This window comes from Geobacillus sp. C56-T2, from assembly GCF_007829715.1.
GTDB lineage: Bacteria > Bacillota > Bacilli > Bacillales > Anoxybacillaceae > Geobacillus > Geobacillus icigianus.
Genome location: NZ_VJWB01000001.1, coordinates 1680856 through 1706337, shown reverse-complemented (window position 1 = coordinate 1706337; position 25482 = coordinate 1680856). Strand labels below are relative to the sequence as shown.

Here is a 25482-nt window from a genome sequence, read left to right as displayed (position 1 = left end):
AAGCGAGCGCAACGATCGAACCCGATGGGACGGGGGCGTTGTCCGAACCGGAAATGGATGAGGGTGCGAACGCACCAACAATCCCCCGCTTTTTGGCGTGTGGAATGTCAAGCGGCTTTGGAAAACGAAAGCGGAAGACATCGTGGAGCCGGCTTTTCTGTCGATGTTTGGGCGGCACTGGCAGTGTTCATGGCTCTGCATGCCACTGGGAGGGAGCACCCAACGGCGATTTTTCGCTTCATTTTAGAAGGATTTTTCGTTGCCCATCGCGAAACTAGTACAGCAAGAAGGAGAATCAAGGAAGGAGAGAACCCGGATGTCCATTGTCAACCCGAGCCGGGAGGAAATCGGCGCGATTTTGCGCAAGGCGAAACGGATCGCCGTGGTCGGTTTGTCCAACAATCCGGAGCGCGAGTCGTATATGGTGGCGAAAGCGATGAAAGACGCTGGCTACGAAATCATTCCGGTCAACCCGATGATCGACGAGTGGGAAGGCATTCCGGCGGTTGATCAACTAACCGATATCGAAGGCCATGTCGACATCGTTGATGTGTTCCGCCGCTCTGAGCATTTGCCTGAGCTGGCTCGCGAGTTTGTGCAAATCGACGCCGACGTGTTTTGGGCGCAGCTTGGCGTCGTCAACGAGGAGGCGTATCGGTTTTTGAAAGAAAAAGGCTACACGGTCATTATGGACCGCTGCATTAAAGTGGAACACGCGCTCACCAGACGTGCTTGATCGATGAAACGGCCATCTTGTTCAAGATGGTCCTTTCGTTTTTTTCGTGCGTTTGTCTGATTTTGTCGGACCGCGTCAAAAGACGATGGACAGCCGGGCATTTTATGGTACAATAAAACAGAAACAGATGTTCTTGTTTTGGGTAGGAAGGGGTGGCGTTGTGGCAAAACAATCGGTGTATGAATATAACGAAGAGGCCATTCAAGTGTTGGAAGGACTTGAGGCGGTCAGGAAGCGGCCGGGGATGTACATCGGCAGCACCGACAGCCGCGGCTTGCATCATCTAGTGTATGAAATTGTTGACAATTCGGTCGATGAAGCGCTGGCCGGATACGGAAACTACATTTTCGTGCAAATACATAAAGACAACAGCATCACGGTTTTGGACGAAGGGCGCGGCATGCCCGTCGGAATGCACAAGCTTGGCAAGCCGACGCCAGAAGTGATTTTGACGGTGCTTCACGCCGGCGGCAAGTTCGGCCAAGGGGGGTATAAGACGAGCGGCGGTTTGCACGGAGTCGGGGCGTCGGTCGTCAACGCCTTGTCCGAATGGCTGGTCGTTACGATTCACCGCGATGGCTTCATCTATCAGCAGCGGTTTGAAAACGGCGGCAAGCCGGTGACGACGCTTGAAAAAATTGGGACAACAAACAAAACCGGGACGATCATCCAGTTCAAGCCGGACCCAACGATTTTCAGCACGACGGTGTTTGATTACGAAACGTTGAGCGAACGGCTGCGCGAATCGGCGTTTTTGTTAAAAGGGCTGAAAATCGAGCTCGTTGACGAACGAACCGGCATGCGCGAAGTGTTTCATTACGAAAACGGGATTGAAGCGTTTGTTGCGTACTTGAACGAGGAAAAAGACGTGCTCCATCCCGTCGTCTATTTTGCCGGCGAACAAAACGGCATCGAGGTGGAGTTTGCGTTCCAGTTTCATGATGGCTATTCGGAACAAGTGCTGTCGTTTGTCAACAACGTGCGCACGAAAGACGGCGGCACGCACGAGGCGGGGGCGAAAACAGCGATGACCCGCGTCTTTAACGAATACGCCCGCCGTGTCGGTTTGCTTAAGGAAAAAGACAAAAATTTGGAAGGAACCGATATTCGTGAAGGATTGTCAGCGATTGTTTCCGTGCGCATTCCCGAGCGGATGCTGCAGTTTGAGGGGCAAACGAAAGGCAAGCTCGGGACGAGCGAAGCGCGTTCCGCCGTCGATGCGGTCGTCTCCGAGCAGCTGACATACTTCCTGCAAGAAAACCCGGACATCAGCGCGATGCTCGTGAAAAAAGCGATCCGGGCGTATCAGGCGCGCGAGGCGGCCCGCAAAGCGCGCGAGGAAGCGAGAAGCGGCAAAAAGCGGAAAGGGAAAGAGGCGGTGTTAAGCGGCAAGCTGACACCAGCGCAAGGGCGCAATCCGCAGAAAAATGAGCTGTACTTAGTCGAAGGGGATTCGGCGGGCGGCTCGGCGAAGCAAGGGCGCGACCGCCGCTTTCAGGCGGTGCTTCCGCTGCGCGGGAAAGTCATCAACACAGAAAAAGCGAAATTGGGCGACATTTTGAAAAACGAGGAAATCAATACGATCATCCACGCCATTGGCGGCGGCGTTGGGGCCGATTTTTCGCTGGAAGACGTCAACTACGACAAAGTGATCATTATGACCGATGCCGACACGGACGGCGCTCATATCCAAGTGCTGCTGCTCACGTTTTTTTACCGCTACATGCGTCCGCTCATTGAAGCGGGGAAAGTGTACATCGCCTTGCCGCCGCTTTACAAAATCAGCAAGAAAAGCGGCAAAAAAGAAACGGTCGAGTACGCTTGGACCGATGAGCAGCTGCGCGAGATCACGAAAAAAATGGGCCGCGGCTACACGATTCAGCGCTACAAAGGGCTTGGCGAAATGAACGCCGATCAATTGTGGGAAACGACGATGAATCCCGAGACGCGCACGTTGATCCGCGTCCGCATTGAAGACGCCGCCCGCGCCGAACGGCGGGTGACGACGCTCATGGGCGACAAAGTGGAGCCGCGCCGCAAATGGATCGAAACGCACGTCGCCTTCGGGCTTGAGGAAGAGCCGGGCTGGATCGGCTGATGGCGGCGTAAAGCCGCCTTTTTGACGCTGAGGTTCGTTCGGAAAGGAGAATGATGATGGCAGAACGATTGTTGGAATTGCCGTTAGAAGATGTGCTGGGCGACCGTTTCGGACGCTACAGCAAATACATTATCCAAGACCGGGCGCTGCCCGATGTGCGCGATGGGCTGAAGCCGGTGCAGCGCCGCATTTTGTATGCGATGTACATCGATGGCAACACGGCGGACAAGCCGTTTCGCAAGGCGGCGAAAACGGTCGGAAACGTGATCGGCAACTTTCATCCGCACGGCGATTCATCGGTGTATGAAGCGATGGTGCGGATGAGCCAAGAGTGGAAGCTGCGCAACGTGCTTATTGAAATGCACGGCAACAACGGCAGCATCGACGGCGACCCGCCGGCGGCGATGCGCTACACGGAAGCGCGCCTGTCAGCGATGGCCGCCGAGCTGCTTTGCGATATCGACAAGGAGACGGTCCCGTTCGTTCCGAACTTTGATGATACCGTAAAGGAGCCGACCGTCCTGCCGGCGATGTTTCCCAACTTGCTCGTCAACGGTTCAACCGGGATTTCGGCGGGCTACGCGACCGACATTCCGCCGCATGCGCTTGGCGAGGTGATTGACGCTGTTCTAATGCGGATCGACCGTCCCGATTGCACGGTGGATGAGCTGATGACCGTGCTTCCCGGCCCCGATTTTCCGACCGGCGGCATCATCCAAGGGAAAGACGGGATTCGCAAAGCATATGAGACCGGGCGCGGAAAAATCATCATCCGCGCGAAAGCCGCCATCGAACAGGCGAGAGGGGGAAAACAACAGATCGTCATCACCGAGCTCCCGTATGAGGTCAACAAAGCCTATTTGGTGAAAAAAATCGATGAGCTCCGCCTCGACAAAAAGCTGGACGGCATCGCCGATGTCCGCGATGAGACGGATCGGAACGGGCTGTCGATCGTCATCGAATTGAAAAAAGACGCCGATGCCGAAGCGATTCTCAACTATTTGTACAAAAACACCGACTTGCAGGTGCCATACAATTTTAACATGGTGGCGATCCACGAGCGGCGGCCGAAGCTGATGAGCTTGCCCGAACTATTGGATGCCTACATCGCGCACCGGAAAGAGGTCGTCACAAACCGCTCCCATTTTGAGCTGAAAAAGGCGAACGAGCGCAAGCACATCGTTGACGGTTTGATTCGGGCGCTTTCCATTTTGGATGAGGTGATCGCGACGATTCGCGCTGCAAGCGACAAGCGCGATGCCAAAGACCGGCTGATGGCTCATTACGGATTCACTGAAGCGCAAGCCGAAGCGATCGTGACGCTCCAGCTGTACCGGTTGACGAACACCGACATTACGGCGCTGCGTCAAGAAGCGGAAGAACTGGAGCGAGCGATTGCGGAACTTACGGCGATTCTCGCCGATGAAAAGAAGCTGCTTAGCGTCATCAAAAAAGAGCTGAAGGCGATGAAAAAGCGATACGCCGATGAGCGGCGAACGGTCATTGAAGAGGAAATCGAGGAGCTGAAGGTGAACGTCGAAGCGCTCATTCCGGCCGAAGACGTGATCGTCACGGTGACGAAAGAAGGATATGTGAAGCGGACGAGTTATCGTTCCTACATCGCCTCCAACGGCCAGGATATCGGCATGAAGGAAACGGATCGGCTGCTTGGCCAACTGGAGATGAATACGACCGATGTGCTCTTGCTTTTCACCCGCCGCGGTTACTACTTATATTGCCCGGTGCACACGCTTCCGGACATTCGTTGGAAAGACGTCGGCCAGCATATTTCCCATCTCATTCCACTTGAGCGCGATGACGAGCTGGTGGCGGCGGTGCCGGTATCTTCATTTGAAACGGCTGACCAGCTCGTGTTCGTGACCAAGCAAGGATTGGTGAAACGGACTGAGCTTGCTCAATATCAAGTGCAGCGCTACCATCGCCCGCTTGTCGCGGTCAACGTAAGAGAGGAGGACGAGGTCGTCGCCGTCTATCGGACGGATGGGCGCGGCCGTCTTTGGCTGGCGACGCACGGGGGGTATGCGCTTTTGTTTCCGGAAGAGGAGATCAGCCTAGTCGGTGTGCGGGCTGCGGGAGTGAAAGGCATTCAGTTGAAAGACGGGGATGTTGTCGCCGCCGCCTGCCCGTTTCCTCCTGATGGAAGCGGATGCCTTGTTGTCGTCACGCAGCGCGGGGCGGTCAAAAAGATGGGGCTTGCCGAGTTTGAGCCGTCATCGCGCGCCAAGCGCGGGATCAGCGTGATTCGTGAAGTGAAATCCAATCCGCATCGTGTCGTTGGCGCCGTTGTCGCTCGCGACGAGGAGCGAATCGGGCTGCGGACGGAAAAAGGGGTCGTCGAGATGGTGGAGGTCGCTTCGCTTCGCTTGTCCGACCGCTATGGCACCGGCTCATTTGTCATTGACATCGATGAGGCCGGGGCGGTCGTCGATGTATGGAAAGAACCGCCGGCACGGATCAGCGAAGGGGGATAAAAATGAGGTTTAGACGGCAAGAACCGTTCCGCTACCAGTTTGGCCAGCCGCTGCCGGCAGAATTGACGGCGGCTGATGGCCGATATGAAGTCTTCGTGCATGACATCAGTCCGCACGGCTTGAAGGTGGAAGCAGATCGCCCCCTTCCGTTTTCCGGCGGAGGCTCTTGGGTGGACGTGTCGCTTGTTTTGGGCGGGGCTGCGTTGCGCGTCCGCGGTCAGCTCGTTTGGGAAAAGCCGTTTGCCCGCATTCACTATTACGGCGTCCGCCTCGATGTCACCAAACAGGAAGAAGAAGGCTTGATCGAAGCCATCAAACGGCATGTGGCGGAGAGCCGGCGGCGATGATGGCGGAATGCTAGGAGGCCGGTGATTTCGTGCAAAATACTACTGCTTCCACCCATTTCTCAATTAGAGAAACCTCGTAGAAACAGCCTTCTTTTCTGAATGAAAATGGGATGATTGGGGTGTGACAGCGGTTTTTCACCAGCCTCCTAGATAAGTTGAAATTTTGTTTTACATCCAGCTCATCACTAGCCACTATCATATCAGCTTGTATTTAGATGAACCGAAACGAAAAATCGGAAATTGTTTATTGCAACTTATGTAAAAAGAGGGGTCCCAAAAGGATCGGGTCCCCTCTTTCGTTGCTTTATATAGATGCTGACTGCTTCTGCCGCATGATCGGTTGTGCCGATCTTGAAGGCAGACAACCTTTTCGGTCAGCCCCTCTTTTTCATCTCTCCCATCGTCAATGAACGTTTCGTGTGCATCGTGCTGCTTTGGCCATCCTTTATGGTCCGCCGCTCCGTTTGTCGTTTTTGTTGGCGGAAACTTTTGTGTGCCACCGGAGCGAAACCGTTCTTTCACCAAAATTTCCACCATTTGTTGGCACGGGTGGCGGCGCTGCTGGCCGCTGTTTGACGGAAGGACAAAACGAGTTCGCGGAACGCTTTCTCCCGCTCCAAAATGCGCTGCTCCAACCGTTTGCGCTCCTCCTCTTGTCTCGCTTTCTCTTCACGGCAGATCGCGACAACGGTTTCCAAATGTTCATGGAGCTGTTCGGTTTTTTGCTGCCACGCGTCTTCATAATCACGGAGCGAGCAGCGCACGGTTTCGGCGGCCGCGGCCGTTTGATCGGCGAGTGAGTCCAGCCGATCTTTCACCTCGCCCATCGCTTGCTCAATGGTGCGATTCGTTTCCTGTTTCAAAGCGCGGACGAGATCGTCTTTGAGCCGGGCCGCCAGCTGTTCAGCTATGTATGGCATCCCTTGATGCAACAGGCGCGGGGGATCAATGATTTCCCCTTCCATCACCGTTGTGTCCGTCGGAGCGGTTCGTTCGCCAGCCGGTTCGGCTTGTTGGGCGTCCAGCTGGTTAATCATGTCCGCTACTTCGGCCGGTCGGCGGCCGTCTTCCAGCCACGCGCGAATATGGCGAAACCGTTCGATCAGTTCGTCATTATACAGACGCGCTCCTCCCGGGGCGCGCGGGACAGTGATCGATCCGGCGAACTGTTTTTCCCACTGTTTTAAATCGCGGGCGGTGACTCCAATTTTTTTGGCTGCTTCGCGCAAGGTATACGTTTTCATGGCGTTGTCTTCATCCTTTCTCGCTTCGGTAGTGATTCACTATGTTTTTTCCCGTTTGGCTGTAGATTTTCCTGCTGTTTGACAAAAGATAACAAAAGAAGTGGAAATGGGAAAAGAACCCCCATCGGTTGTCGAAAAAGAAAAATTCATATCGAAACGTGTTGACAAACTTGTATATACAAGATAAACTATGTTCAGGATGTATATACAAGTTTTTTGAAACCGATTGCTGAAAGCGATTTAGAAGGCAGGGAAGCGGTAAACTCGCTTGTTTTCCGCTAGGAGGCCGGTGATTTCGTGCAAAATACCGCAACCATCGATGGGCGTCTGGCGGCCGCTTTGCCGCTCATGTTTTCACGCAATCGGGAGACGAGAAAGAAAAAAGGAGGCATTCATCATGGGGGCATACCAACAAGCAGCCGCGCAAATTGTCGAAGCCATCGGCGGCAAGGACAACATCGTCGCCGCTACGCATTGTGTAACAAGGCTTCGGTTTGCGCTCAAAGAGGAAGGAAAAGTCGATAAAGAAGCGCTCGAGCGCATCGATGTCGTCAAAGGGTCGTTTTCGGCCAACGGCCAGTTTCAAGTCGTCATCGGCCAAGGGCTTGTCGATAAAGTGTATGACGATTTGGTTGAACTGACTGGCATCGGCCGGGCAACGAAGCAGGAAATCAAAGACGCGGCGGAAGCGAAGCTCAATCCGCTGCAGCGAGCCATTAAGACGCTCGCGGACATTTTCATCCCGATTTTGCCAGCGATCGTCACCGCCGGTTTGTTGATGGGGATTAACAACGTGTTGACAGGCCCAGGCATTTTTTACGAAGGGAAATCGTTTGTCGAGGTGCACAAAGAGTGGGCCGATTTGGCAAACATGATCAACTTGATCGCCAATACGGCGTTCGTCTTTCTGCCTGGCTTGATCGGCTGGTCAGCGGTGACGAAATTCGGCGGCAACCCGCTCTTGGGGATTGTCCTTGGTTTGATGCTCGTCCACCCCGATTTGCTCAATGCTTGGGGCTGGGGAGCGGCGAAAGAAAAAGGAGAGATTCCAGTTTGGAACTTGTTCGGCTTTGAAGTGCAAAAGGTCGGCTACCAAGGGCAAGTGCTGCCGGTGTTGGTCGCTTCCTACGTGCTGGCAAAGCTGGAGCTGTTTTTGCGCAAGCGCATTCCGGATGCGTTTCAGCTGTTGCTTGTCGCGCCGCTTGCGTTGCTCATTACCGGCTTTTTGGCGTTCGTGGCCATCGGACCCATCACGTTTGCGATCGGCAACGCCATTACCCACTTGTTTGTCACGATTTTTGACACGGTTCCGGCGCTTGGAGGATTGTTGTATGGAGCGCTGTATGCGCCGCTCGTCGTCACCGGGATGCACCATACGTTCTTGCCGGTTGACTTACAGCTGATCGCCAATACGGGCGGCACGTTCCTTTGGCCGATTTTGGTCATGTCAAACATCGCCCAAGGCTCGGCGGCGTTGGCGATGATGTTTGTTGCGAAAGAGGAAAAGCTGCGCGGCTTGTCGTTCACGTCAGCGGTCTCGGCCTATCTTGGCATCACGGAGCCGGCGATGTTTGGGGTGAACTTGCGTTTCCGCTTTCCGTTTATTGCCGCGATGACCGGAGCGGCGATCGCCGGCATGTTCATCACGCTCAATCAAGTCATCGCTCCATCGATCGGCGTTGGCGGCCTGCCGGGCTTCTTGTCGATCGTGCCGCAAAAGTGGACGCCGTTCTTTATCGGCATGGCGATCGCGATTGCGGTTCCGTTTGTGCTGACGTTTGTTTTCGGCAAAGTGCGCAAAATCGCACGCTAACCGCTCGCCTTCATCGAGGCAAAGGATGCATTCGCTGGCATACCGTTGGCCGCTCGCCAATGGTATGCTTTTCATTCATTGTTGAAGTCAACGAACGAGGTGAAGAGACGTGTCAACAACACCGTGGTGGAAAAAGGCGGTCGTTTATCAAATTTATCCGAAGAGCTTCCGCGACACGAATGGAGACGGCATCGGCGATTTGCCGGGCGTGATCGAAAAGCTCGATTACTTGAAAGAACTGGGCGTTGATGTCATTTGGCTGACGCCGATCTACGCGTCGCCGCAGCGCGACAACGGTTATGACATCAGCGATTATTTCCGCATTCATCCCGAATACGGAACGATGGACGATTTTGATCGTCTGCTCCACGAAGTGCACGCGCGCGGCATGAAGCTGGTGATGGACATGGTCGTCAACCATACGTCGACCGACCATGAATGGTTTCAGCAGGCGCGCGCTTCAAAAACGAACCCATACCGTTCGTTTTACATTTGGCGCGACCCGAAACCGGACGGCGGACCGCCAACCAACTGGCAGTCGAAATTTGGCGGCTCGGCGTGGGAATACGACGAACAAACCGGCCAATATTACTTGCATTTGTTCGATGTGACGCAAGCCGATTTGAACTGGGAAAACGAAGAGCTGCGCCGCCGCATTTATGACATGATGCATTTTTGGCTGAAAAAAGGGGTCGATGGCTTTCGGTTGGATGTCATCAACTTGCTGTCAAAAGATCAGCGCTTCCCGGATGACGACGGTTCGGTGCCGCCGGGGGACGGGCGCCGCTTTTATACGGACGGGCCGCGCATTCATGAATTTTTGCAGGAAATGAATCGCGAGGTGTTTTCCAAATACGACATCATGACCGTCGGGGAAATGTCGTCGACGACGATCGACCATTGCGTCCGGTATACGAACCCGGAAAACCATGAGCTCAATATGACGTTTAATTTCCATCACTTGAAAGTCGATTACCCGAACGGGGAAAAGTGGGCGGTCGCTCCGTTCGATTTTCTCGCGTTAAAACGCATTTTGTCCGAATGGCAAGTCCGGATGCACGAAGGCGGGGGATGGAATGCGCTCTTTTGGTGCAACCATGACCAACCGCGCATCGTGTCGCGCTATGGCGATGACGGGACGTATTGGAAAGAATCAGCGAAAATGCTGGCGACGACGATTCATCTCATGCAAGGAACGCCATACATTTACCAAGGCGAAGAAATCGGCATGACCGATCCGAAATTCACCGATATTCGCGACTACCGCGACGTAGAGTCGCTCAACATGTATCGAATTTTACGAGCGCAAGGCAAAAGCGAGCAAGAAGTGATCGACATTTTGCAGCGAAAATCGCGCGACAATTCACGCACGCCGATGCAATGGGACGACAGCCCGCACGCCGGGTTTACATCCGGCACGCCGTGGATTCGCGTCGCCGACAACTACCGGCGCATTAACGTGAAACAAGCGCTTGCCGATCGTGACTCAATTTTTTACCACTATAAACGGCTGATTGAGCTGCGCAAGCAATATGACATCATTACGACCGGCCGCTATGAGCTGCTGCTTGCCGACGATCCGCATCTTTTCGCCTATATGCGTCATGGCGATCGGGAAAAGCTGCTTGTTGTCAACAATTTTTATCCTGTTGAAACGACGTTTGTGCTGCCGGAGGAGGCAGGCGCGAATGACTGTACGGCGGAATTGTTGCTCGCGAACTATTCGGACGCACCGACCGATTTCCGCCGCATGCGGCTGCGCCCGTATGAATCGGTCGTTTATCTTCTCCGCCGTCCATGATACAATACAGACGGTGATGATCATGCATGAAAACAAATATTTAGCCATTTATCACGATCTCGTTTCCCGCATCCGCCGCGGAGAATGGAAGGCGTACGACAAGCTGCCGTCAGAACACGAGCTCGCTGCGCGCTTCGAGACGTCGCGCGAGACGATTCGCAAAGCGCTCCAGTTGTTGTCCGAGCACGGCTATATCCAAAAGATGAAAGGGAAAGGATCGATCGTGCTCGATGTCGGCAAATATGACTTTCCCGTATCCGGATTGGTCAGCTTTAAAGAACTGGCGCAGACGATGAAGCAACCGGTGCGAACGATCGTCCATGAACTGGCCGTCATCAAGCCGGATGGCGAACTCAAACAGCAGCTGCGCGCCTCAAGCAAAGACGAAGTGTGGAAAGTCGTGCGCGTCCGCGAAATCGGCGGGGAGCGGATTATCTTGGATAAGGATTTCTTTTTGAAAAAGCATGTGCCGCTATTGACGAAAGAGATTTGTGAAGACTCGATTTATGAATACTTGGAAACAACGCTGCATTTACCGATCAGCTTCGCGAAAAAAGAAATATCGGTCGATGCGGCGACGGAGGAAGACCGCCGCTATTTGGATCTCAACGGCGACGACCGCGTCGTCGCCGTCAAAAACTATGTCTATTTAAGCGACGCCACCTTGTTTCAATATACGGAATCGCGGCATCGGCTCGACAAGTTTCGGTTTGTCGATTTCGCGCGCCGGAAATGACAGCGCCGGGTCGTGCGTTCCCTAACCTAGGATGGCGGCCGCATGCTGTCACGCTGCGTCTTATGACGTGGCTTTTTTCTTTTTCATTTCCTCAACCGCTTAGTAATAAAATAAAACTATGTTCTAAATAATCATTGATAATCATAAACAAATCACGTTATGGCTATCCTTGTTAACAACGGCATCGGAAAGGGGGGACACCGACATGGAAGGGACATGGTGGTCGCTGTTGCCGTTTCTTCTTATTATTCCGCTCGCTGTCTGGCTGAAAGAACTGCTGCCCGGCTTGGCTGTTGGTTTGCTCGTCGGGGCGTTTTGCCTCGAATGGTCGGTAATCGGGGCCATAGAGCGCGCGGTTTCCGCTATTGTGCACGCCCTCGTCGATGATGAACATGTAAAAGTCGCGCTCTTTTTGTATTTGTTTGGCTCTCTGATCGGCATGATGCAAATTACCGGCGGGATCAAAGGCTTTGTCGAACGGCTTTCCGGGCGCATTCGCACAAAGCGAGGGCTGCTTTTTTTCGTATGGCTGACCGTGCCGGTAACGTTTTTTATGCCGATGTTTCGCATTATGTTGCTAGGGCCGGTGATGAAGGCGGTGCTCCGCCAATTTCGCGTTGACCGCCGCCGCATGGCGTATATGATCGATGTCTCGACCGAACCGATCATCGTGCTGCTGCCGGCCGCTACCGCGTTTGTCGGTTTTATGACTTCCGTTGTCGACGGAGCGCTCGTGCAAAACGGAATTCGCGAATCTGCGTACGATCTGTTTTTACGCAGCCTTCCTTACAACTTGTTTGCCATCATTGCCCTGGCCATCGGCCTGTTGACGACGGTGCTCAACATCCGGATCGGTCGGCCGCCCGGCAAAAAAGGAGAAGGAACCGTCAATAAGCTGCACGGCCTTGGGCTGCGCAAAGAGCTGTCGCTCATTGCCGGTGAACCGTTGCATCTGTTTGTTCCATTGGCGCTCTTGATCGTGCTTACGTTTGCCTTTTTTGCTTATGACGGCTGGCGCCGGGGAGCGGACAACTGGCTGGCGGCTTTTTCCCAAGCCGACGCGACATGGGCGATGCTTTTGGCGCTGTTTGTGACCCTTTTTGTTTCCATCCTGTTTTATGTATGGCGAAGACAGTCACTCCCTGAACTGATTTATCATTTTTTCGCCGGTGGCAACGAGCTGATGGCGCCGATTGGCATGCTCGTGCTTGTATGGGCGGTCTCGGGGGTGGCCGGCGAGCTGGGGTTTGCCGCTTACGTATCGTCTACCTTCGCGACTTGGCTGCCCGGTCCGTTTGTGCCGGCCTCAGTCTTCTTAGCGGGCTCCTTTTTGTCGTACTTTATCGGTTCCTCATGGGGGACGTGGGGGATGTTGATGCCGCTCGGCGTGGCGCTGGCCCATGCGACCGGGGCGCCGCTCGATGTCACCATTGGCGCGGTGTTTGCCAGCGGAACGTTCGGCGCGTTTGCGTCGCCGCTTGGCGATACGACGATCACGACAGCGGCGATGATGGATATGGATTTGCTGAGCTACGCCAAGTACAAACTGCGCATTTCCCTCATCTGCGCCGGCCTGTCCTTGCTCGGGTACGCCCTTTTGCCGCTTTGGATCAGTTAGCCGGGCGGTTTGCCCGCCCGGCCATGCGGCATCGCTTCGATTCATCATCCAAAAGGGTGGTGAAACACGGCTGCCACGAGCAAATCAGCTACACCCCAGCAAAAAAGAAGGTTGATTTCGTGCAACTTTTCTAACTAAGAAACAGATGGAATAGCACGATTTTGTACGAAATCACCGCCTCCTAAAAGGCGGGTGAAACACCGTTGATTCCCTAGATCCATGGAACAATGAGTGAAAAGCAGGATCGATGCAACAAGGTTTTTCTCGTTGAGAAATGACATAGCAAAGCCGTACTCACGATAACCATACTTCTAAAACAGTGTGCTAAATAATCAATTCAAAAAATAAACAAGTTGCATCCAAATGGAAATCAAGCTATGATAAAAACAACATACTGACTAGTTGGTAGAGAAAGGGAGAGGAAAACCATGAAAACTCATACGATCACCGTCAACCCGCGTTTTTGCGAAACGGATGCGCTCGGACATTTAAGCAACATCAGCTATTTTATTTATTTGGAGGAAGCGCGGACCCGCTTGTTCGATGAGCTTAGCTACGGAGGAAGAACAGACGATTGGCATTTCATTTTGGCGTCCGCCAAATGCGATTTTGTCAACCAAGGATTTTTTGGCCGGCGGCTTCGCATCGAAACGAATATTTCGCGCATCGGCCACAAAAGTTTTCAATGCATTCATCGCATCGTAGAAGAAGAAACAGGAAGGCTCATCGCTGTTGGAGAAGCTGCTGTTGTCTACTTCAACTTTCAGAAGCAGACGAGCGAACCGCTTCCGAACGATCTGAGGGCGCGGCTCGGTGAGTATCTTGCGTCCGCCGAGGAAACGGATCCGCCGGTTCGCTGCGGACGATCATAATCGAATGTATCCGCCAGCAAGGCGGATTTTTTTGCCCACCCCTCATTTTCCGGACCAAACGTGCAAAGAGCCATATACTGATGAGTAGGTTGGAAAAAGGGGGGATGATCATGGTGATTCGTGCGACGATCGGCAGCGCAACCTATACGTGCGGCGGCCAGCTCGAAGCCTATTTTCGGCCGTTTCGTGACGGAACGATCGGCCGGTTTCACCCGTTTTCCACACCGTTTGGTGAACAACGGCTCATTTACGCTGACTGGACGGCGAGCGGACGGCTGTACCGACCGATTGAAGAAAAAATGGTTCGCGAGCTTGGCCCGTTTGTCGGCAACACGCATACAGAGTCAAATGTGACCGGAACGAAAATGACGCTTGCGTATCAATATGCAAAAGAAATCATTAAACAGCACGTTCACGCGGGAAAAGGCGATGTGCTGATCATGCAAGGAGCGGGCATGACGGGCGCCGTCAACAAGCTGCAGCGCCTGCTAGGCTGGCGTGTACCGGAACGATGGAAACCGCGCTTGACGCTTGCCGATGACGAACGGCCCGTCGTTTTTGTCACTCACATGGAGCATCATTCCAATTTGTTGCCGTGGGTGGAAACGGTGGCCGAAGTGATAACCGTTCGGCCGACGGATCGGGGAGACGTCGATCTCGACCATTTGCGTGAGCTGCTTGAACGGTACCGCCATCGACCGCAAAAAATCGGCGCCTTCACCGCTTGCTCGAACGTAACGGGCCTAGAAACGCCATACCATCAATTAGCGAGACTTATGCATGAATATGGCGGGCTTTGTTTCGTCGATTTTGCCGCTTCTGCTCCATACGTCCCGATCCAGATGCATCCAGACGACCCGCTCGAAACGCTTGATGCTATTTATTTTTCACCGCATAAGTTCTTGGGCGGGCCGGGAAGCGCCGGCGTGCTCGTCTTTGATAGCCGGTTGTACAGCCAGCGTGCGCCGGACCATCCAGGCGGTGGAACGGTATATTGGACTGATCCATGGGGGCATTACGAGTATGTGGAAGCGATTGAAGAGCGAGAGGACGGAGGAACGCCGCCGTTTTGGCAAACGATCAAAGCGGCGCTCGCCATTCAGCTGAAAGAACAAATGAATGTGGAGAAGATGCGCGCTCGGGAAAAAGAGCTCGTTTCCCTTCTCCTACCAGCGCTGCACGACATCCCTGGCGTTCATGTGCTCGAAGGACACCGAAGCGACAGACTTGGCATTGTTTCGTTTGTGATCGAAGGACTTCACTACAATCTCGCCGTCAAGCTTCTCAACGACCGCTTTGGCATTCAGGCGCGCGGCGGCTGCTCATGCGCCGGGCCGTACGGCCATTATTTGCTTGGCATTGACAAACAACAGTCGGCTGCCTTGCTTCAGGAGGTCAAAGGCGGAAACATCTTGGCCAAACCTGGCTGGGTGCGCCTATCGCTCCATCCGACGATGACCAATGAGGAAGTGTATACGATCATTCACGCCGTGCGGCAAATCGCTCGTCATGGCCAGCGTTGGCAGGAGGAATACGAATATGACGCGGCGAAAAATGAGTTTGTCCATCGCGGCGATGATCGGTATATCCGACATTTTTTCCTCGTTTGAACGTTGTTTTTGTTCCTTATCCTGGCCGTCTGAAAGCGAAGACGGTTATTTTTTTATGCCGTGATCAAGAATATGACGGAGCATAAATGGATTTTATGAACGGAGGGGCTTGTTCAGATTGTCATTGGGCATCAATGGCCGGCGTTGAAGCGTTTTTGTTTCTACCTTTCTCACCAAAACCGGTACAATGAAATCATCTCAACAACAAAAAGAAGGGGAGAACGATGAACGAATTGTACCATTTGTTCTTGCGAAACGAGCGGGAACGGAAACTGTACGAACGAGCGCGGCATCTTGCGGAGCGGTTTGCATCGCGGGCAGCACATTACGATGAACGGGCCGAATTTCCGTTTGCCGATTTTGCTGATTTACAGGAAGCCGGATTTCTGTCCCTTACGATCCCCGTCGAATACGGAGGCCAAGGGGCATCACTTTATGAATGGGTGCTTGTGCAAGAAGTGCTCGCCCAAGGCAGCGGCGCCACCGCCTTGTCGTTCGGATGGCACGCGAGCATTTTGATGCGTCTGTTTTTGCTCCGCCGCTGGCCGGAATCAACGCTCGCCCGCTTGGCCGAAGAAGTCGCCCGACACCACGCGCTCATTAACAGCGCCCATTCCGAACGGGCGACCGGCAGCCCCGCGCGCGGCGGAAAACCGGAAACAAAGGCTGTTCTCCGCGATGGCCGCTTTGTGCTCCGCGGGCGCAAAGCGTTTGCCTCGTTAGCCCCAGCGCTGAATTACGTGTTGATTTCGGCCACCCTCGAAGACAGCGGCGACGTCGGCGAATTTCTTGTGCCGATGGACGCCGCGGGCGTCCGCATTGAGCCGACGTGGAACACGCTCGGCATGCGGGCGACGCGCAGCGATGACCTCGTCCTTGAAGATGTGGAAGTGGGAACGGATGCGCTCGTGGAAACGCTCGGGAAGCCAAACGAAACCGCACCGGCGCAAGGATGGCTGCTGCACGTTCCGGCTTGTTACTTAGGCATCGCCATTGCCGCACGCAATGAAGCGCTCCGCTTTGCGCAAACGTACCAGCCGAATACATTATCCCGTCCAATTGCTACAACGCCTGAAGTGCAGCGGAAAATCGCCGACATGGAATGGCGGCTCATCCATGCGCGTCATTTTCTCTATGCGGTCGCGGACCTATGGGATCGCTATCCGGAAAAACGAACCGAGATGAAAGAGGAGCTCGCCGCCGTTAAGCTAGTCGCCACGAATACCGCGCTTGAGGTCGTCGATGGAGCCATGCGCATCGTTGGCGGGCAAAGCTTGTTCGCTGACAGTCCGCTCGGGCGTTATTACCGCGATGTCCGCGCCGGGCTGCACAATCCGCCTGCCGATGACTTGACGCTCGCATGGCTGGCCAAACGGGCGCTGTCTGATAACAAACAATAAAAGGGGCTCTTCATCAAGACAAGAAAGAAAGGAACACATCGCCGAAGACGCGGCAAGAAACAAAAAAGCTGTCCTTCACACATGAGGACAGCTTTCTGATCGAATTACTTCGCCGCAAGCGCCGAACGCAAAAATTCCGGCAAGGCAAAACATTGGCGAAAGACGGCATCATTAACGTATTTCGTGTCGTTTGGAATCGCCGTTTGCGCCGGGAAATCAAGCGGCCGTTTCGAGCCGATCGTAAAGCTCCACAGCCCGCCCGGGTACGTCGGCACGACCGCCGTGTACACGAGCACGTGCGGGAACAGTTCACGAATGTTGCGGTAGGTGCGTGTTAAAATATCCAAATGGAAAATCGGAGATTGGCTTTGGCACACCATGAGCCCGTCTTCTTTTAATGCGCGATGCACATTGGCGTAAAACTCCGGCGAAAACAGCGCTTCAGCCGGGCCGACCGGATCGGAGGAGTCGATCATCACAACGTCGTATACTCCTTCTTTTCCTTGTACAAATGCCACACCGTCGCCGTAAATAAACTGCACCCGCGGGTCGGATAAGTTGCCGGAGACGGCCGGCAAATGTTCTTTGCACGCCCGGACGACCTTTTCGTCGATTTCCACCATGTCGATGGTCTCCAAGCGGGCGTACTTGGCCGCTTCACGGGCCGCTCCACAGTCGCCGCCGCCGATGATGAGCGCTCGTTTGGCATCCGGGTGAAACTGCAGCGGCACGTGTGTGATCATTTCGTTATAAATATGACCATCGATCGAGGTCGTTTGCACGACGCCGTCAAGAACAAGCATGCGGCCGAAATCATACGAATCCAAAATCATGACATGCTGGTACTCGGACGGCTCGGCAAAAATCACCTCTTTGATGCGGTAGCTGATTTTTAAATTGTCACGGTCATCTTCGGTGAGCCAGAGCTCCCCGTTGTCCCAATGTAAATAAGGTGGTAAGGCATTTCCTTGGTGTTTCATTGTTACCTCCTTTAGGCTTGCGGATTTTCTCACACCTTTCTAATCTTAATATATTATGCGAAATGTGGCAAACAAAGGGGATTAGCGGCCGGTGCCAGATGTGTTCATCCCGCCGCCCATATTGGACGACTGGTTGCGTTTTTCCGGCCGCTCGTCGTTACCGCCACAGCCGGCGCAAAGGCTGATCGCCAACGCGCCAATGGCGGCTAGTGACACCCATCGTTTTCGCATCTTTTTCTCCTCCTTTCGTGTTTCATCCTCCGTCGAAGCGGCGGGCGACGATCGCTGCCGCCCGCTGTCCGGACAAGACCGCCCCTTCCATCGTCGCAAAGTATGGCTGGCGCGTATAGTCTCCCGCTAGCGTCAAACCGGGTACATCGGTTTGCTGACCCGGGCGCAAGTGGTCATAGCCGGGAGCGAGCGAGTGAAAATCTTCCGGATGGGAAATGACCCGGCTTTGCCTTACATGTCCGCTAAGCGGCAAGCCGATTGTGCTGGCGTCTGCATAGACTTGGGAAAGAATCGCTTCCCCGCTCGCCTTGATCCATCGCTCTGGGTCGCCGATAATGATCGACAAACGCCCCGGCACATGACGAAATGTCGTCCGCGACTGCTCCGCGAAGCTAGAAAGCACCGTCTCTGGGGCAAAGGTCGTGCGATCGTGCGGACGCGACGGCTGATCCATCTCTAACTGCACGGTGACCGCCGGCATTGTCGGCAGCGCAAACAGCGAAGCGAAAGACGGACGGGATGAAAAATGCGGCGCAAGCAGCCGCTTGGCCGCTCCAAGGGAAGTGGCCACCACCGTTTCCTTCGCCCGAATGGGTTCGCCTCGAACGATGACGCCGGATACGCGGCCGTGTTCAACGAGAAGCTGATCGGCACAAACACCGGTTTGCACTTCACCGCCATGCCGCTCGATGGCCTCGGCGATCGGCCTCATCATGACTTCTGTCATGCCGCCTAAAAAGGCGCCGATTTGCATGCGATAAAACCTTGGAACGGCGGGGCGCATCAGACCGAAAAAGACGTAGGCGGAAAACCGCTCGATCGGCAGAAAGAAAATACCGGTCGTCAGCGGCTTTACTAGCCATGTCACCGCCTCCGAGGACACGCCGCATTGCCGAGCATAATCGAGCACGCTGAGGCGGTCGAGCTCGTGCGGGCGGACGAGCGAATCATACAGTCCCCTGATGAAAAAGGGAAGGAGAGAAAGCTTTCCCATCGGGCCGATCAAGTCGTTGTTGGCCGCCAGCCCGCGCAAAAAACGAAGCGGTGCATACACCGGGGCGATGCCAAACGTTGCTTGTGTCTGCCTGTCCTTCAATATATCGATCTCCCGCTCCCAGTAAAAAATGTCATTCGGCGATACGCCAACGCTCTCAAGCAGGCGGGGGAGGGCCCGGTAGTAGCCGATCATCCGATGGAAACCGGACTCAACAAGCATCCCGTTCTCTTCCCACGACGAGGTGCGCCCGCCGATGACTGATTCGCGTTCAAGCACAAGCACGCGATGGCGGCGGCGGACGAGCTCCCAAGCGCAAGTAAGACCGGCCAGCCCAGAGCCGATAACAATCACTTCGTACCGTCTCATCGTTTTGTCTCCCTTCTCTGCGGCGATGCTTGCTTATAGTGTGCCTGTCAACAGCCAAAATAAAACTCCCCGCCCAAAGACCATCCGTGGAAAAGGCATCCCCTTGTGAGGGAGGTGCCTTTTGTTATGGCGGACATTCACATTTCCCCGTTGGCAAGTCCGCCACTTTTTTGTATGATGGAAACTAAATAACGGCAAGAAAAGGGAGAGACAACGGATGAGCACATTTCGCCAACATCGCTGGCAATCATTTTTGCAAAGCTACGAACATCGCGCCCGGCTGCTCATTTCCTGTCCGGATCGTCCCGGCATCGTTGCCGCGGTCACCTCATTTCTTTATGAACAAGGGGCAAATATCGTCGAATCAAGCCAATACTCGACCGATCCGGAAGGTGGCACGTTTTTCCTCCGTTTGGAGTTTGACTGCCCGAACGTCGCCGCTCGAAAAAATGAGCTTGAAGCGGCGTTTCGCTCGATTGCTGCGGAATTTGGCATGACGTGGCGGCTCCGGCTTCACCGTGACATTCGGCGAATCGCCATTTTTGTCTCGAAGGCGGAACATTGCTTGCTTGAGCTGCTTTGGCAATGGCAGGCGGGTGAACTGATCGCCGATATCGCTCTTGTCATCAGCAACCACCCGGATTTGCGCGAAACCGTTGAGCCGCTCGGCATCCCGTACGTACATATCCCCGTCACGAAAGAGACGAAAGCTGACGCAGAAGCCGAACAAATCCGCCTGCTTCGCGACTATCGGATCGATACGATTGTGCTTGCTCGCTACATGCAAATTTTATCGCCGGCGTTTGTCGCTGAATTTCCAGGGAGAATCATTAATATTCACCACTCGTTTTTGCCGGCGTTTGTCGGCGCGCGGCCGTACGAGCGGGCTTATGAACGGGGCGTCAAGCTGATCGGCGCCACGTCCCATTACGTCACCGATGATTTAGATGAAGGGCCGATCATTGAACAAGACGTCACCCGGGTGGATCACCGCCATCATCCCGACGATTTGAAACGGATTGGCCGCCTAATCGAAAAAACCGTGCTCGCGCGGGCGCTCAAATGGCATTTGGAAGACCGGGTCATCATTCACGGCAATAAAACGATCGTGTTTTATTGAAAGCAGGGAGGGAAGGATTTTTCCTTTCCCTCCTCGTATATGGTATAATGAACATAGAAACCGGAGAATGGCGAATCTTCCAATCGATGAGAAAAGCGGGGAAGGAGGAGCGGCATGGGAGAAAAACGAACGCCAAGCGGTTTTCTGTTAAAACAACGTGCGTTTTTAAAATTGTATTTGATCACGTTAACAGAACAAGAACGGCTGTACGGATTGAAACTGCTCGATGTGCTACGCCAAGAGTTTAAGCCGTTCGGCTACCGACCGAACCATTCAGAAGTGTACAAGGCGCTTCACGATTTGATCGAAGACGGCATTTTAAAACAAGTAAAGAAGAAAAAAGAAGGGATGAAATACCAAGAAGTCGTGTATTACCGGTTCGCCGAGGGCGGGCAGGAAAAAGCGAAGCTATACAAACGCCAGCTAAAAGCAGAGCTTGACCGATGCGCGGCGCTCATTCGCAAAGCGATTGAGGACAACTACAGTTAGGGGGCGCCGAGTTTTTTCTTTAAATATAAATTTACATAATACAATTATGGTTGATTTTATTTGTTTTGCGTCCGAACCGTTGATCTAGTAGAATGAGAGGGGAAGATGGCAACAGAGAGGAAGACCACAAATGATCACATGGCCACCAGTAGTCGCAAAAGCGATCGAGACACGAACCGAGCAGTTCCGCCACGATCCGGATCGGGCGTTGATCGGATCGGGCGGGTATACGGCCGACGACGAGGCGATTGTACACGACGCGGCGGTCGCCCTGGCGCTTGGGAAAAACGTGCTGTTAAAAGGACCGACCGGGTCAGGCAAAACGCGGCTCGCGGAAACATTATCCGCGCTGTTCGGCCAGCCTATGCACAGCATTAACTGTTCCGTTGACTTGGATGCCGAGGCGTTGCTCGGGTTCAAGACGATCGTGCATCAGAACGGCCAAGCTGTCATTGAGTATGTGCCCGGACCTGTGATTCAAGCGATGACGAAAGGGCATTTGTTATACATTGACGAAATTAATATGGCAAAACCTGAGACGCTGCCGATTTTAAACGGTGTCCTCGATTACCGGCGGCGGCTTACCAACCCGCTCACCGGCGAGGTCGTGCAGGCGAAACCGACGTTTGGCGTCATCGCCGCCGTCAATGAAGGCTATATTGGCACCGTTCCGCTGAATGAAGCGCTCAAAAATCGGTTTGTCGTCATTGACGTGCCGTATGTGCAAGGAGCGACATTAAAATCGGTGTTATTGGCGCAAACTACAGTAACGGATGAGGCGTTGATCGACCGTTTCGTCGCTCTATCGGCCGATTTGCTTACACAAGTGCGAAACGGACAAATCGCTGAAGAAGCCGCCTCCGTGCGCGCCTTGCTTGATGCTTGCGATCTGGCCGCATATATGCCGCCGCTGCGCGCGATTGAACGAAGCATTGTCGATAAGCTTGACGATGAGCGGGAGCGAGCCGCAGTGCGGAATATTGCTGAAACATGGTTTGAGGAGTAGGTGGCGGCGCATGGAACGATTCATGATGTTCGACGATCGGCCGATCGATTCGTTTTTGGTGATGCAGCTTTCCGATCTTGCCCGAACGCTCGCCCAGAACCGTCATTGGACGGTGGAGTTCGCCGCTCACTCCGGCGTGCATCTAACCCGGCCGATTGTTTACGTCAGCCGCTTTTGGGACGTCTATCCTGCCCACGAGAAAGAAGCGGCCATCAAAAGCGACGTCGTGCTGCGCCTTATTGGCACAAGGCGTCATACCGACGTCTCCGCCGTTCAGGCGTTCCGGCAAGCGGCCGACGCGCAGCCCTTGCCCAAACTGGCGAAACAGCTGTTTTCCTTCGCTGAAGATCTTCGTTTGGAAATGGTGTGCGAGCGGGAACGACCGGGGACGAAGCGATGGTTTCGGGTGCGCCGTCGCCTATACCGCCGCTATTTCGCCCAGCAATGGCAGGCGAACCAAACGCGGAGCGCCTTGGCTGATCAATTTTTGGCGGCTATGTATTTGCGGCTGACCGCGGACTCACCGCTTGATGATGTCCCGCTCGTTCCGATGGCAGATGAGGCGAGACAAGCGCGCCTTGAAGCGCTATGGCCGCAATTTTATGACGTCTCATCGACGGCGGAAACAGCCCGCTGGACGCTGACGATTGTTGCGCTGATGGAGGGCGTGCTGCCCGATGATATGGTGAACACCTATACGTCGCTGCCGATTGTCGACGACGGGGAAGACGAACGGAAGATGACGATTGACGACTTAAAACGAACCGATCCATTGGAAAACCGCGACACATCGAACGGCTCCTCAAACGGTGACGCGCACCGGCAAGTGATGCCGACTTGGCACCGGGAAACGAGCCGAACGGGCGGGAATTTTCTCCGTTTCGAGCTTGAGCGCGGCACCCGCACCGGAATGCTTGGCGACGGGGCGCGGCCGGGGGATGACGGCGATCAGGCGCTCGCCATCGTTCAAGGAACGTCCCAACCAACGAATCGGAATGACTATGGCCCCGAAGCGCACGCCTCCTTTGACGATCATCCCCGCACCGGAAGCGGCGCACCATACGGCGAGGCGAACCGTCAAGCCGAGCTCGTGCTTCTTCCTTCCCCGCCGCCAAGTCCGGTCCATCTCGAGCAATACCGCGCCAAGCAGGCGGCGGTGGCGCCGTACCGGAAACGGCTCGTGCGCGTGATGGAGCAATGGCTTGAGCATCAGCGCAGCGCTTGGCGCACAAACTTGCTCGCCGGACGGCTGCGCAAACAGCTCGTGCCGTTTTTCACCGATGAGCGGCCGCGCTTGTTTTACAAAAAAGGCGAGCCAGCGCGGCGGTTTGATGCGGTATTCGGACTGCTCGTCGACTGTTCCGCCTCGATGCACGACAAAATGGAAGAGACGAAAACCGGTCTTGTCCTTTGTCATGAAGCGTTGAAAACGTTGCGGGTGCCACATGCCATTGTGGGATTTTGGGAAGATGCGAACGAAGCGACCGCCGCTTGGCAGCCGAATTACATGCAAACGGCTGTATCGTTTCGCCGATCATTGGAGCCATCGAGCGGCCCGGCGATCATGCAGCTTGAGCCGCATGAAGACAATCGAGACGGATTGGCGATCCGCTGGATGACGGAACAGCTTCTTGGCCGTCCGGAAAGGCAAAAAGTGCTGCTCGTCTTCTCGGATGGCGAGCCGGCCGCATACGGCTACGAACAAAACGGCATCATCGATACACATGAGGCGGTCGCCGACGCGCGCCGTCGCGGCATCGAGGTCGTCAACCTCTTTTTAGGGCGCGGCGCCGATGACGAATCGACGCGGCGGACGGTGGAAAACATTTACGGCCGTTTTCGCGTCTTCGTGCCGCATGTCAGTGAACTCGCTGACCGTTTGTTGCCGCTTTTGAAAGCCTGGCTGCAAAAAAGTTTGTGACAGAAGGATGGGAAATGATGATCAAATTATTCACCGACAGCGACTTAGACGGCATCGGCTGCGGATTGCTGGCCAAACTGGCGTTTACGGAAGTCAATATTTCATTTTGTTCCTATCGAAATCTTGATGAACGGGTTGCCCAATTTTTGCAAAGCGAAGAAGCGGCCGATGCCATGCTATGGATCACCGACTTGGCCGTCGGCAAGGAAGTCGAACAAAAGCTGGCCGAACGAGCCGAGCGCGGCGGTCATGTGCAAGTGATCGACCACCATGTCACGGCGCTTCATTTTAACCATTACCCGTGGGGATGGGTCGTACCGACCGGAGAAGATGGCAAAAAAACATGCGCCACCTCGCTTTTTTACAACTACCTTGTCCGCGAAGGGAAACTGGCGCGAACGGAAGCACTTGACGCGTTTGTCGAACTCGTCCGTCAATACGATACATGGGAATGGGAAGAGAACGGAAATATACAAGCCAAACGGCTTAATGATTTACTGACGATTTTAGGGCTCGACAGCTTCTGGGAGACGATGAGCGAACGGCTTTCTTCCGGCCAACCGTTCGCCTTAACCGAAACGGAAGAGCTGCTTTTGGATATGGAAGAAAAGAAAATTCAGCGCTACATCCGGCAAAAACAAAAGCAACTCGTTCAGCGCTGGCTTGGCGACTATTGCATCGGCGTCGTCTTTGCTGAGCGCCATATGTCGGAACTCGGCAATGTGTTATCGAAGCGATTTCCTCATCTCGATTTAATCGCGATGGTCAATATGGGGACGAAACATATCGGTTTTCGTACCACTCACGATGATGTCAACGTCGCTGAGTTCGCTCGGCAGTTCGGTGGCGGCGGCCACCCAAAAGCGTCCGGTTGTTTAGTTGATGAGACGACATTCCCGCTCTTTGTCATCGAGACGTTCCCGCTGTTGCCAATTTACGGCGATGCGGAACAAAACCAGCTGAACAAACGAGACGGAGCGGAAGGAACCTTTTGGACGAATCATCATGGTCAATGGTGGTTGAGCCGTCATACCGAGCAAGGCTGGATCGTATATGCTGATGGGCAAGGGGAGGCGCATGCGTTTCCAGATGAAGCTAGCGGCGAGCGCTGGCTAAAGCGGCAGTTTGCGGCCGGCCTTGCTCATGATGAGGCGGTGCTTCAGTTTTTAAGCACACGACTCGCCCGAGACAAAGCCGACATTCAAGCAGACTATCTGGCAGCTGTCAAGCAATACAAACAACAAACCGGCATCGAACTTTGATGCCGGTTTTCCTGTTCGGTCAATCCTTCACCATTTCGCGAGGGCGATACAGCAGAAAATGTTAACATAATTGTAACAGTTTTTGTGTTTAGGAAAAACAGGGTTTGATTATAATAAGCACATAGGGAGGTGAGGAAAATGAAACAGTATGTTTTTTCTTTCTACACAGTTCAAGGAAAGACGATCGTATGGGAAGAAGCCATTACTGCGTCTGGAATGATGGAAGCCTTTTCAAAAGCGCAACAGTTGCTCATCAAACATAAACGAGAAAAGGGCGTGCCGATCCGCGTCAAATATAAAGGCGTTTGCTACCGTCATACCGATATCGCATGACAAAGAAAGG

At 54.2% G+C, this 25482-nt stretch carries 21 protein-coding genes; 17 read left to right on the top strand and 4 right to left on the bottom strand.

What is annotated here, in order from left to right; genetic code table 11:
• Positions 1-316 precede the first annotated feature (316 nt).
• The 4 genes from GC56T2_RS08565 (at position 317) to GC56T2_RS08550 (ending at position 5673) form a co-directional block, all read left to right on the top strand.
• On the top strand, positions 317-736 hold the full coding sequence (locus GC56T2_RS08565; protein ID WP_144974492.1) for a CoA-binding protein: 420 nt from the start codon (positions 317-319) through the stop codon (positions 734-736).
• A 160-nt stretch (positions 737-896) separates the two neighbouring features.
• Positions 897-2834 carry a DNA topoisomerase IV subunit B gene (parE, locus tag GC56T2_RS08560; protein ID WP_033019878.1) on the top strand — a complete coding sequence of 646 codons (1938 nt, stop codon included), beginning with the start codon at positions 897-899 and terminating at the stop codon, positions 2832-2834.
• Between the two features lie 56 nt (positions 2835-2890).
• Complete coding sequence (parC, locus tag GC56T2_RS08555) at positions 2891-5326, top strand: DNA topoisomerase IV subunit A (protein ID WP_144974490.1); 2436 nt, start codon at positions 2891-2893, stop codon at positions 5324-5326.
• 2 nt (positions 5327-5328) lie between these two features.
• Positions 5329-5673 (top strand): PilZ domain-containing protein, encoded by a 345-nt coding sequence (locus tag GC56T2_RS08550; RefSeq protein ID WP_144974488.1) that lies wholly within the window; start codon positions 5329-5331, stop codon positions 5671-5673.
• Between the two features lie 518 nt (positions 5674-6191).
• On the opposite strand, the gene GC56T2_RS08545 is transcribed toward GC56T2_RS08550, so the two are convergent.
• Positions 6192-6917, bottom strand: coding sequence for a MerR family transcriptional regulator (locus tag GC56T2_RS08545; RefSeq protein WP_144974486.1), 726 nt, complete (start codon positions 6915-6917; stop codon positions 6192-6194).
• Between the two features lie 397 nt (positions 6918-7314).
• Between GC56T2_RS08545 and treP the strand changes: the two genes are divergently transcribed.
• The 7 genes from treP (at position 7315) to GC56T2_RS08510 (ending at position 16767) form a co-directional block, all read left to right on the top strand.
• A complete protein-coding gene (treP, locus tag GC56T2_RS08540; RefSeq protein WP_144974484.1) occupies positions 7315-8730 on the top strand; it encodes a PTS system trehalose-specific EIIBC component in 1416 nt (471 codons plus the stop codon).
• A 109-nt stretch (positions 8731-8839) separates the two neighbouring features.
• The gene (gene treC, locus GC56T2_RS08535; protein ID WP_144974483.1) at positions 8840-10531 is read left to right on the top strand and encodes an alpha,alpha-phosphotrehalase; all 1692 of its coding nucleotides are present in this window, start codon (positions 8840-8842) and stop codon (positions 10529-10531) included.
• Between the two features lie 22 nt (positions 10532-10553).
• Positions 10554-11267 carry a trehalose operon repressor gene (gene treR, locus GC56T2_RS08530; RefSeq protein ID WP_144977168.1) on the top strand — a complete coding sequence of 238 codons (714 nt, stop codon included), beginning with the start codon at positions 10554-10556 and terminating at the stop codon, positions 11265-11267.
• A gap of 205 nt (positions 11268-11472) precedes the next feature.
• Positions 11473-12885: a Na+/H+ antiporter NhaC family protein gene (locus GC56T2_RS08525; protein WP_144974480.1), complete on the top strand. Its 1413-nt coding sequence runs from the start codon at positions 11473-11475 to the stop codon at positions 12883-12885.
• Between the two features lie 428 nt (positions 12886-13313).
• Complete coding sequence (locus GC56T2_RS08520) at positions 13314-13757, top strand: acyl-CoA thioesterase (RefSeq protein ID WP_144974478.1); 444 nt, start codon at positions 13314-13316, stop codon at positions 13755-13757.
• Positions 13758-13867: 110 nt separating this feature from the next.
• Complete coding sequence (locus GC56T2_RS08515; protein WP_144974476.1) at positions 13868-15367, top strand: aminotransferase class V-fold PLP-dependent enzyme; 1500 nt, start codon at positions 13868-13870, stop codon at positions 15365-15367.
• A 224-nt stretch (positions 15368-15591) separates the two neighbouring features.
• Positions 15592-16767 carry an acyl-CoA dehydrogenase family protein gene (locus tag GC56T2_RS08510; protein ID WP_144974474.1) on the top strand — a complete coding sequence of 392 codons (1176 nt, stop codon included), beginning with the start codon at positions 15592-15594 and terminating at the stop codon, positions 16765-16767.
• A gap of 104 nt (positions 16768-16871) precedes the next feature.
• Here GC56T2_RS08510 and speE read toward each other — a convergent pair whose 3' ends face one another.
• From speE to GC56T2_RS08500, 3 genes are all read right to left on the bottom strand, one after another.
• The gene (speE, locus tag GC56T2_RS08505) at positions 16872-17747 is read right to left on the bottom strand and encodes a polyamine aminopropyltransferase (protein ID WP_144974472.1); all 876 of its coding nucleotides are present in this window, start codon (positions 17745-17747) and stop codon (positions 16872-16874) included.
• 81 nt (positions 17748-17828) lie between these two features.
• The gene (locus GC56T2_RS17790) at positions 17829-17978 is read right to left on the bottom strand and encodes a hypothetical protein (RefSeq protein WP_172706491.1); all 150 of its coding nucleotides are present in this window, start codon (positions 17976-17978) and stop codon (positions 17829-17831) included.
• A gap of 22 nt (positions 17979-18000) precedes the next feature.
• The gene (locus GC56T2_RS08500) at positions 18001-19341 is read right to left on the bottom strand and encodes a hydroxysqualene dehydroxylase (RefSeq protein WP_144974471.1); all 1341 of its coding nucleotides are present in this window, start codon (positions 19339-19341) and stop codon (positions 18001-18003) included.
• Positions 19342-19558: 217 nt separating this feature from the next.
• On the opposite strand from GC56T2_RS08500, the gene purU reads away from it, so the two are divergent.
• The 6 genes from purU (at position 19559) to GC56T2_RS08470 (ending at position 25472) form a co-directional block, all read left to right on the top strand.
• The gene (gene purU, locus GC56T2_RS08495; protein WP_144974469.1) at positions 19559-20461 is read left to right on the top strand and encodes a formyltetrahydrofolate deformylase; all 903 of its coding nucleotides are present in this window, start codon (positions 19559-19561) and stop codon (positions 20459-20461) included.
• 114 nt (positions 20462-20575) lie between these two features.
• Positions 20576-20950 (top strand): replication termination protein, encoded by a 375-nt coding sequence (locus tag GC56T2_RS08490; RefSeq protein WP_033019768.1) that lies wholly within the window; start codon positions 20576-20578, stop codon positions 20948-20950.
• Between the two features lie 130 nt (positions 20951-21080).
• Positions 21081-21956 (top strand): ATP-binding protein, encoded by an 876-nt coding sequence (locus GC56T2_RS08485; protein WP_144974466.1) that lies wholly within the window; start codon positions 21081-21083, stop codon positions 21954-21956.
• A 10-nt stretch (positions 21957-21966) separates the two neighbouring features.
• Positions 21967-23877 (top strand): vWA domain-containing protein, encoded by a 1911-nt coding sequence (locus GC56T2_RS08480; RefSeq protein ID WP_144974464.1) that lies wholly within the window; start codon positions 21967-21969, stop codon positions 23875-23877.
• A gap of 17 nt (positions 23878-23894) precedes the next feature.
• On the top strand, positions 23895-25139 hold the full coding sequence (locus tag GC56T2_RS08475; RefSeq protein ID WP_144977165.1) for a DHH family phosphoesterase: 1245 nt from the start codon (positions 23895-23897) through the stop codon (positions 25137-25139).
• A 138-nt stretch (positions 25140-25277) separates the two neighbouring features.
• The gene (locus GC56T2_RS08470) at positions 25278-25472 is read left to right on the top strand and encodes a hypothetical protein (protein WP_061912269.1); all 195 of its coding nucleotides are present in this window, start codon (positions 25278-25280) and stop codon (positions 25470-25472) included.
• The last annotated feature ends 10 nt before the right edge of the window (positions 25473-25482 follow it).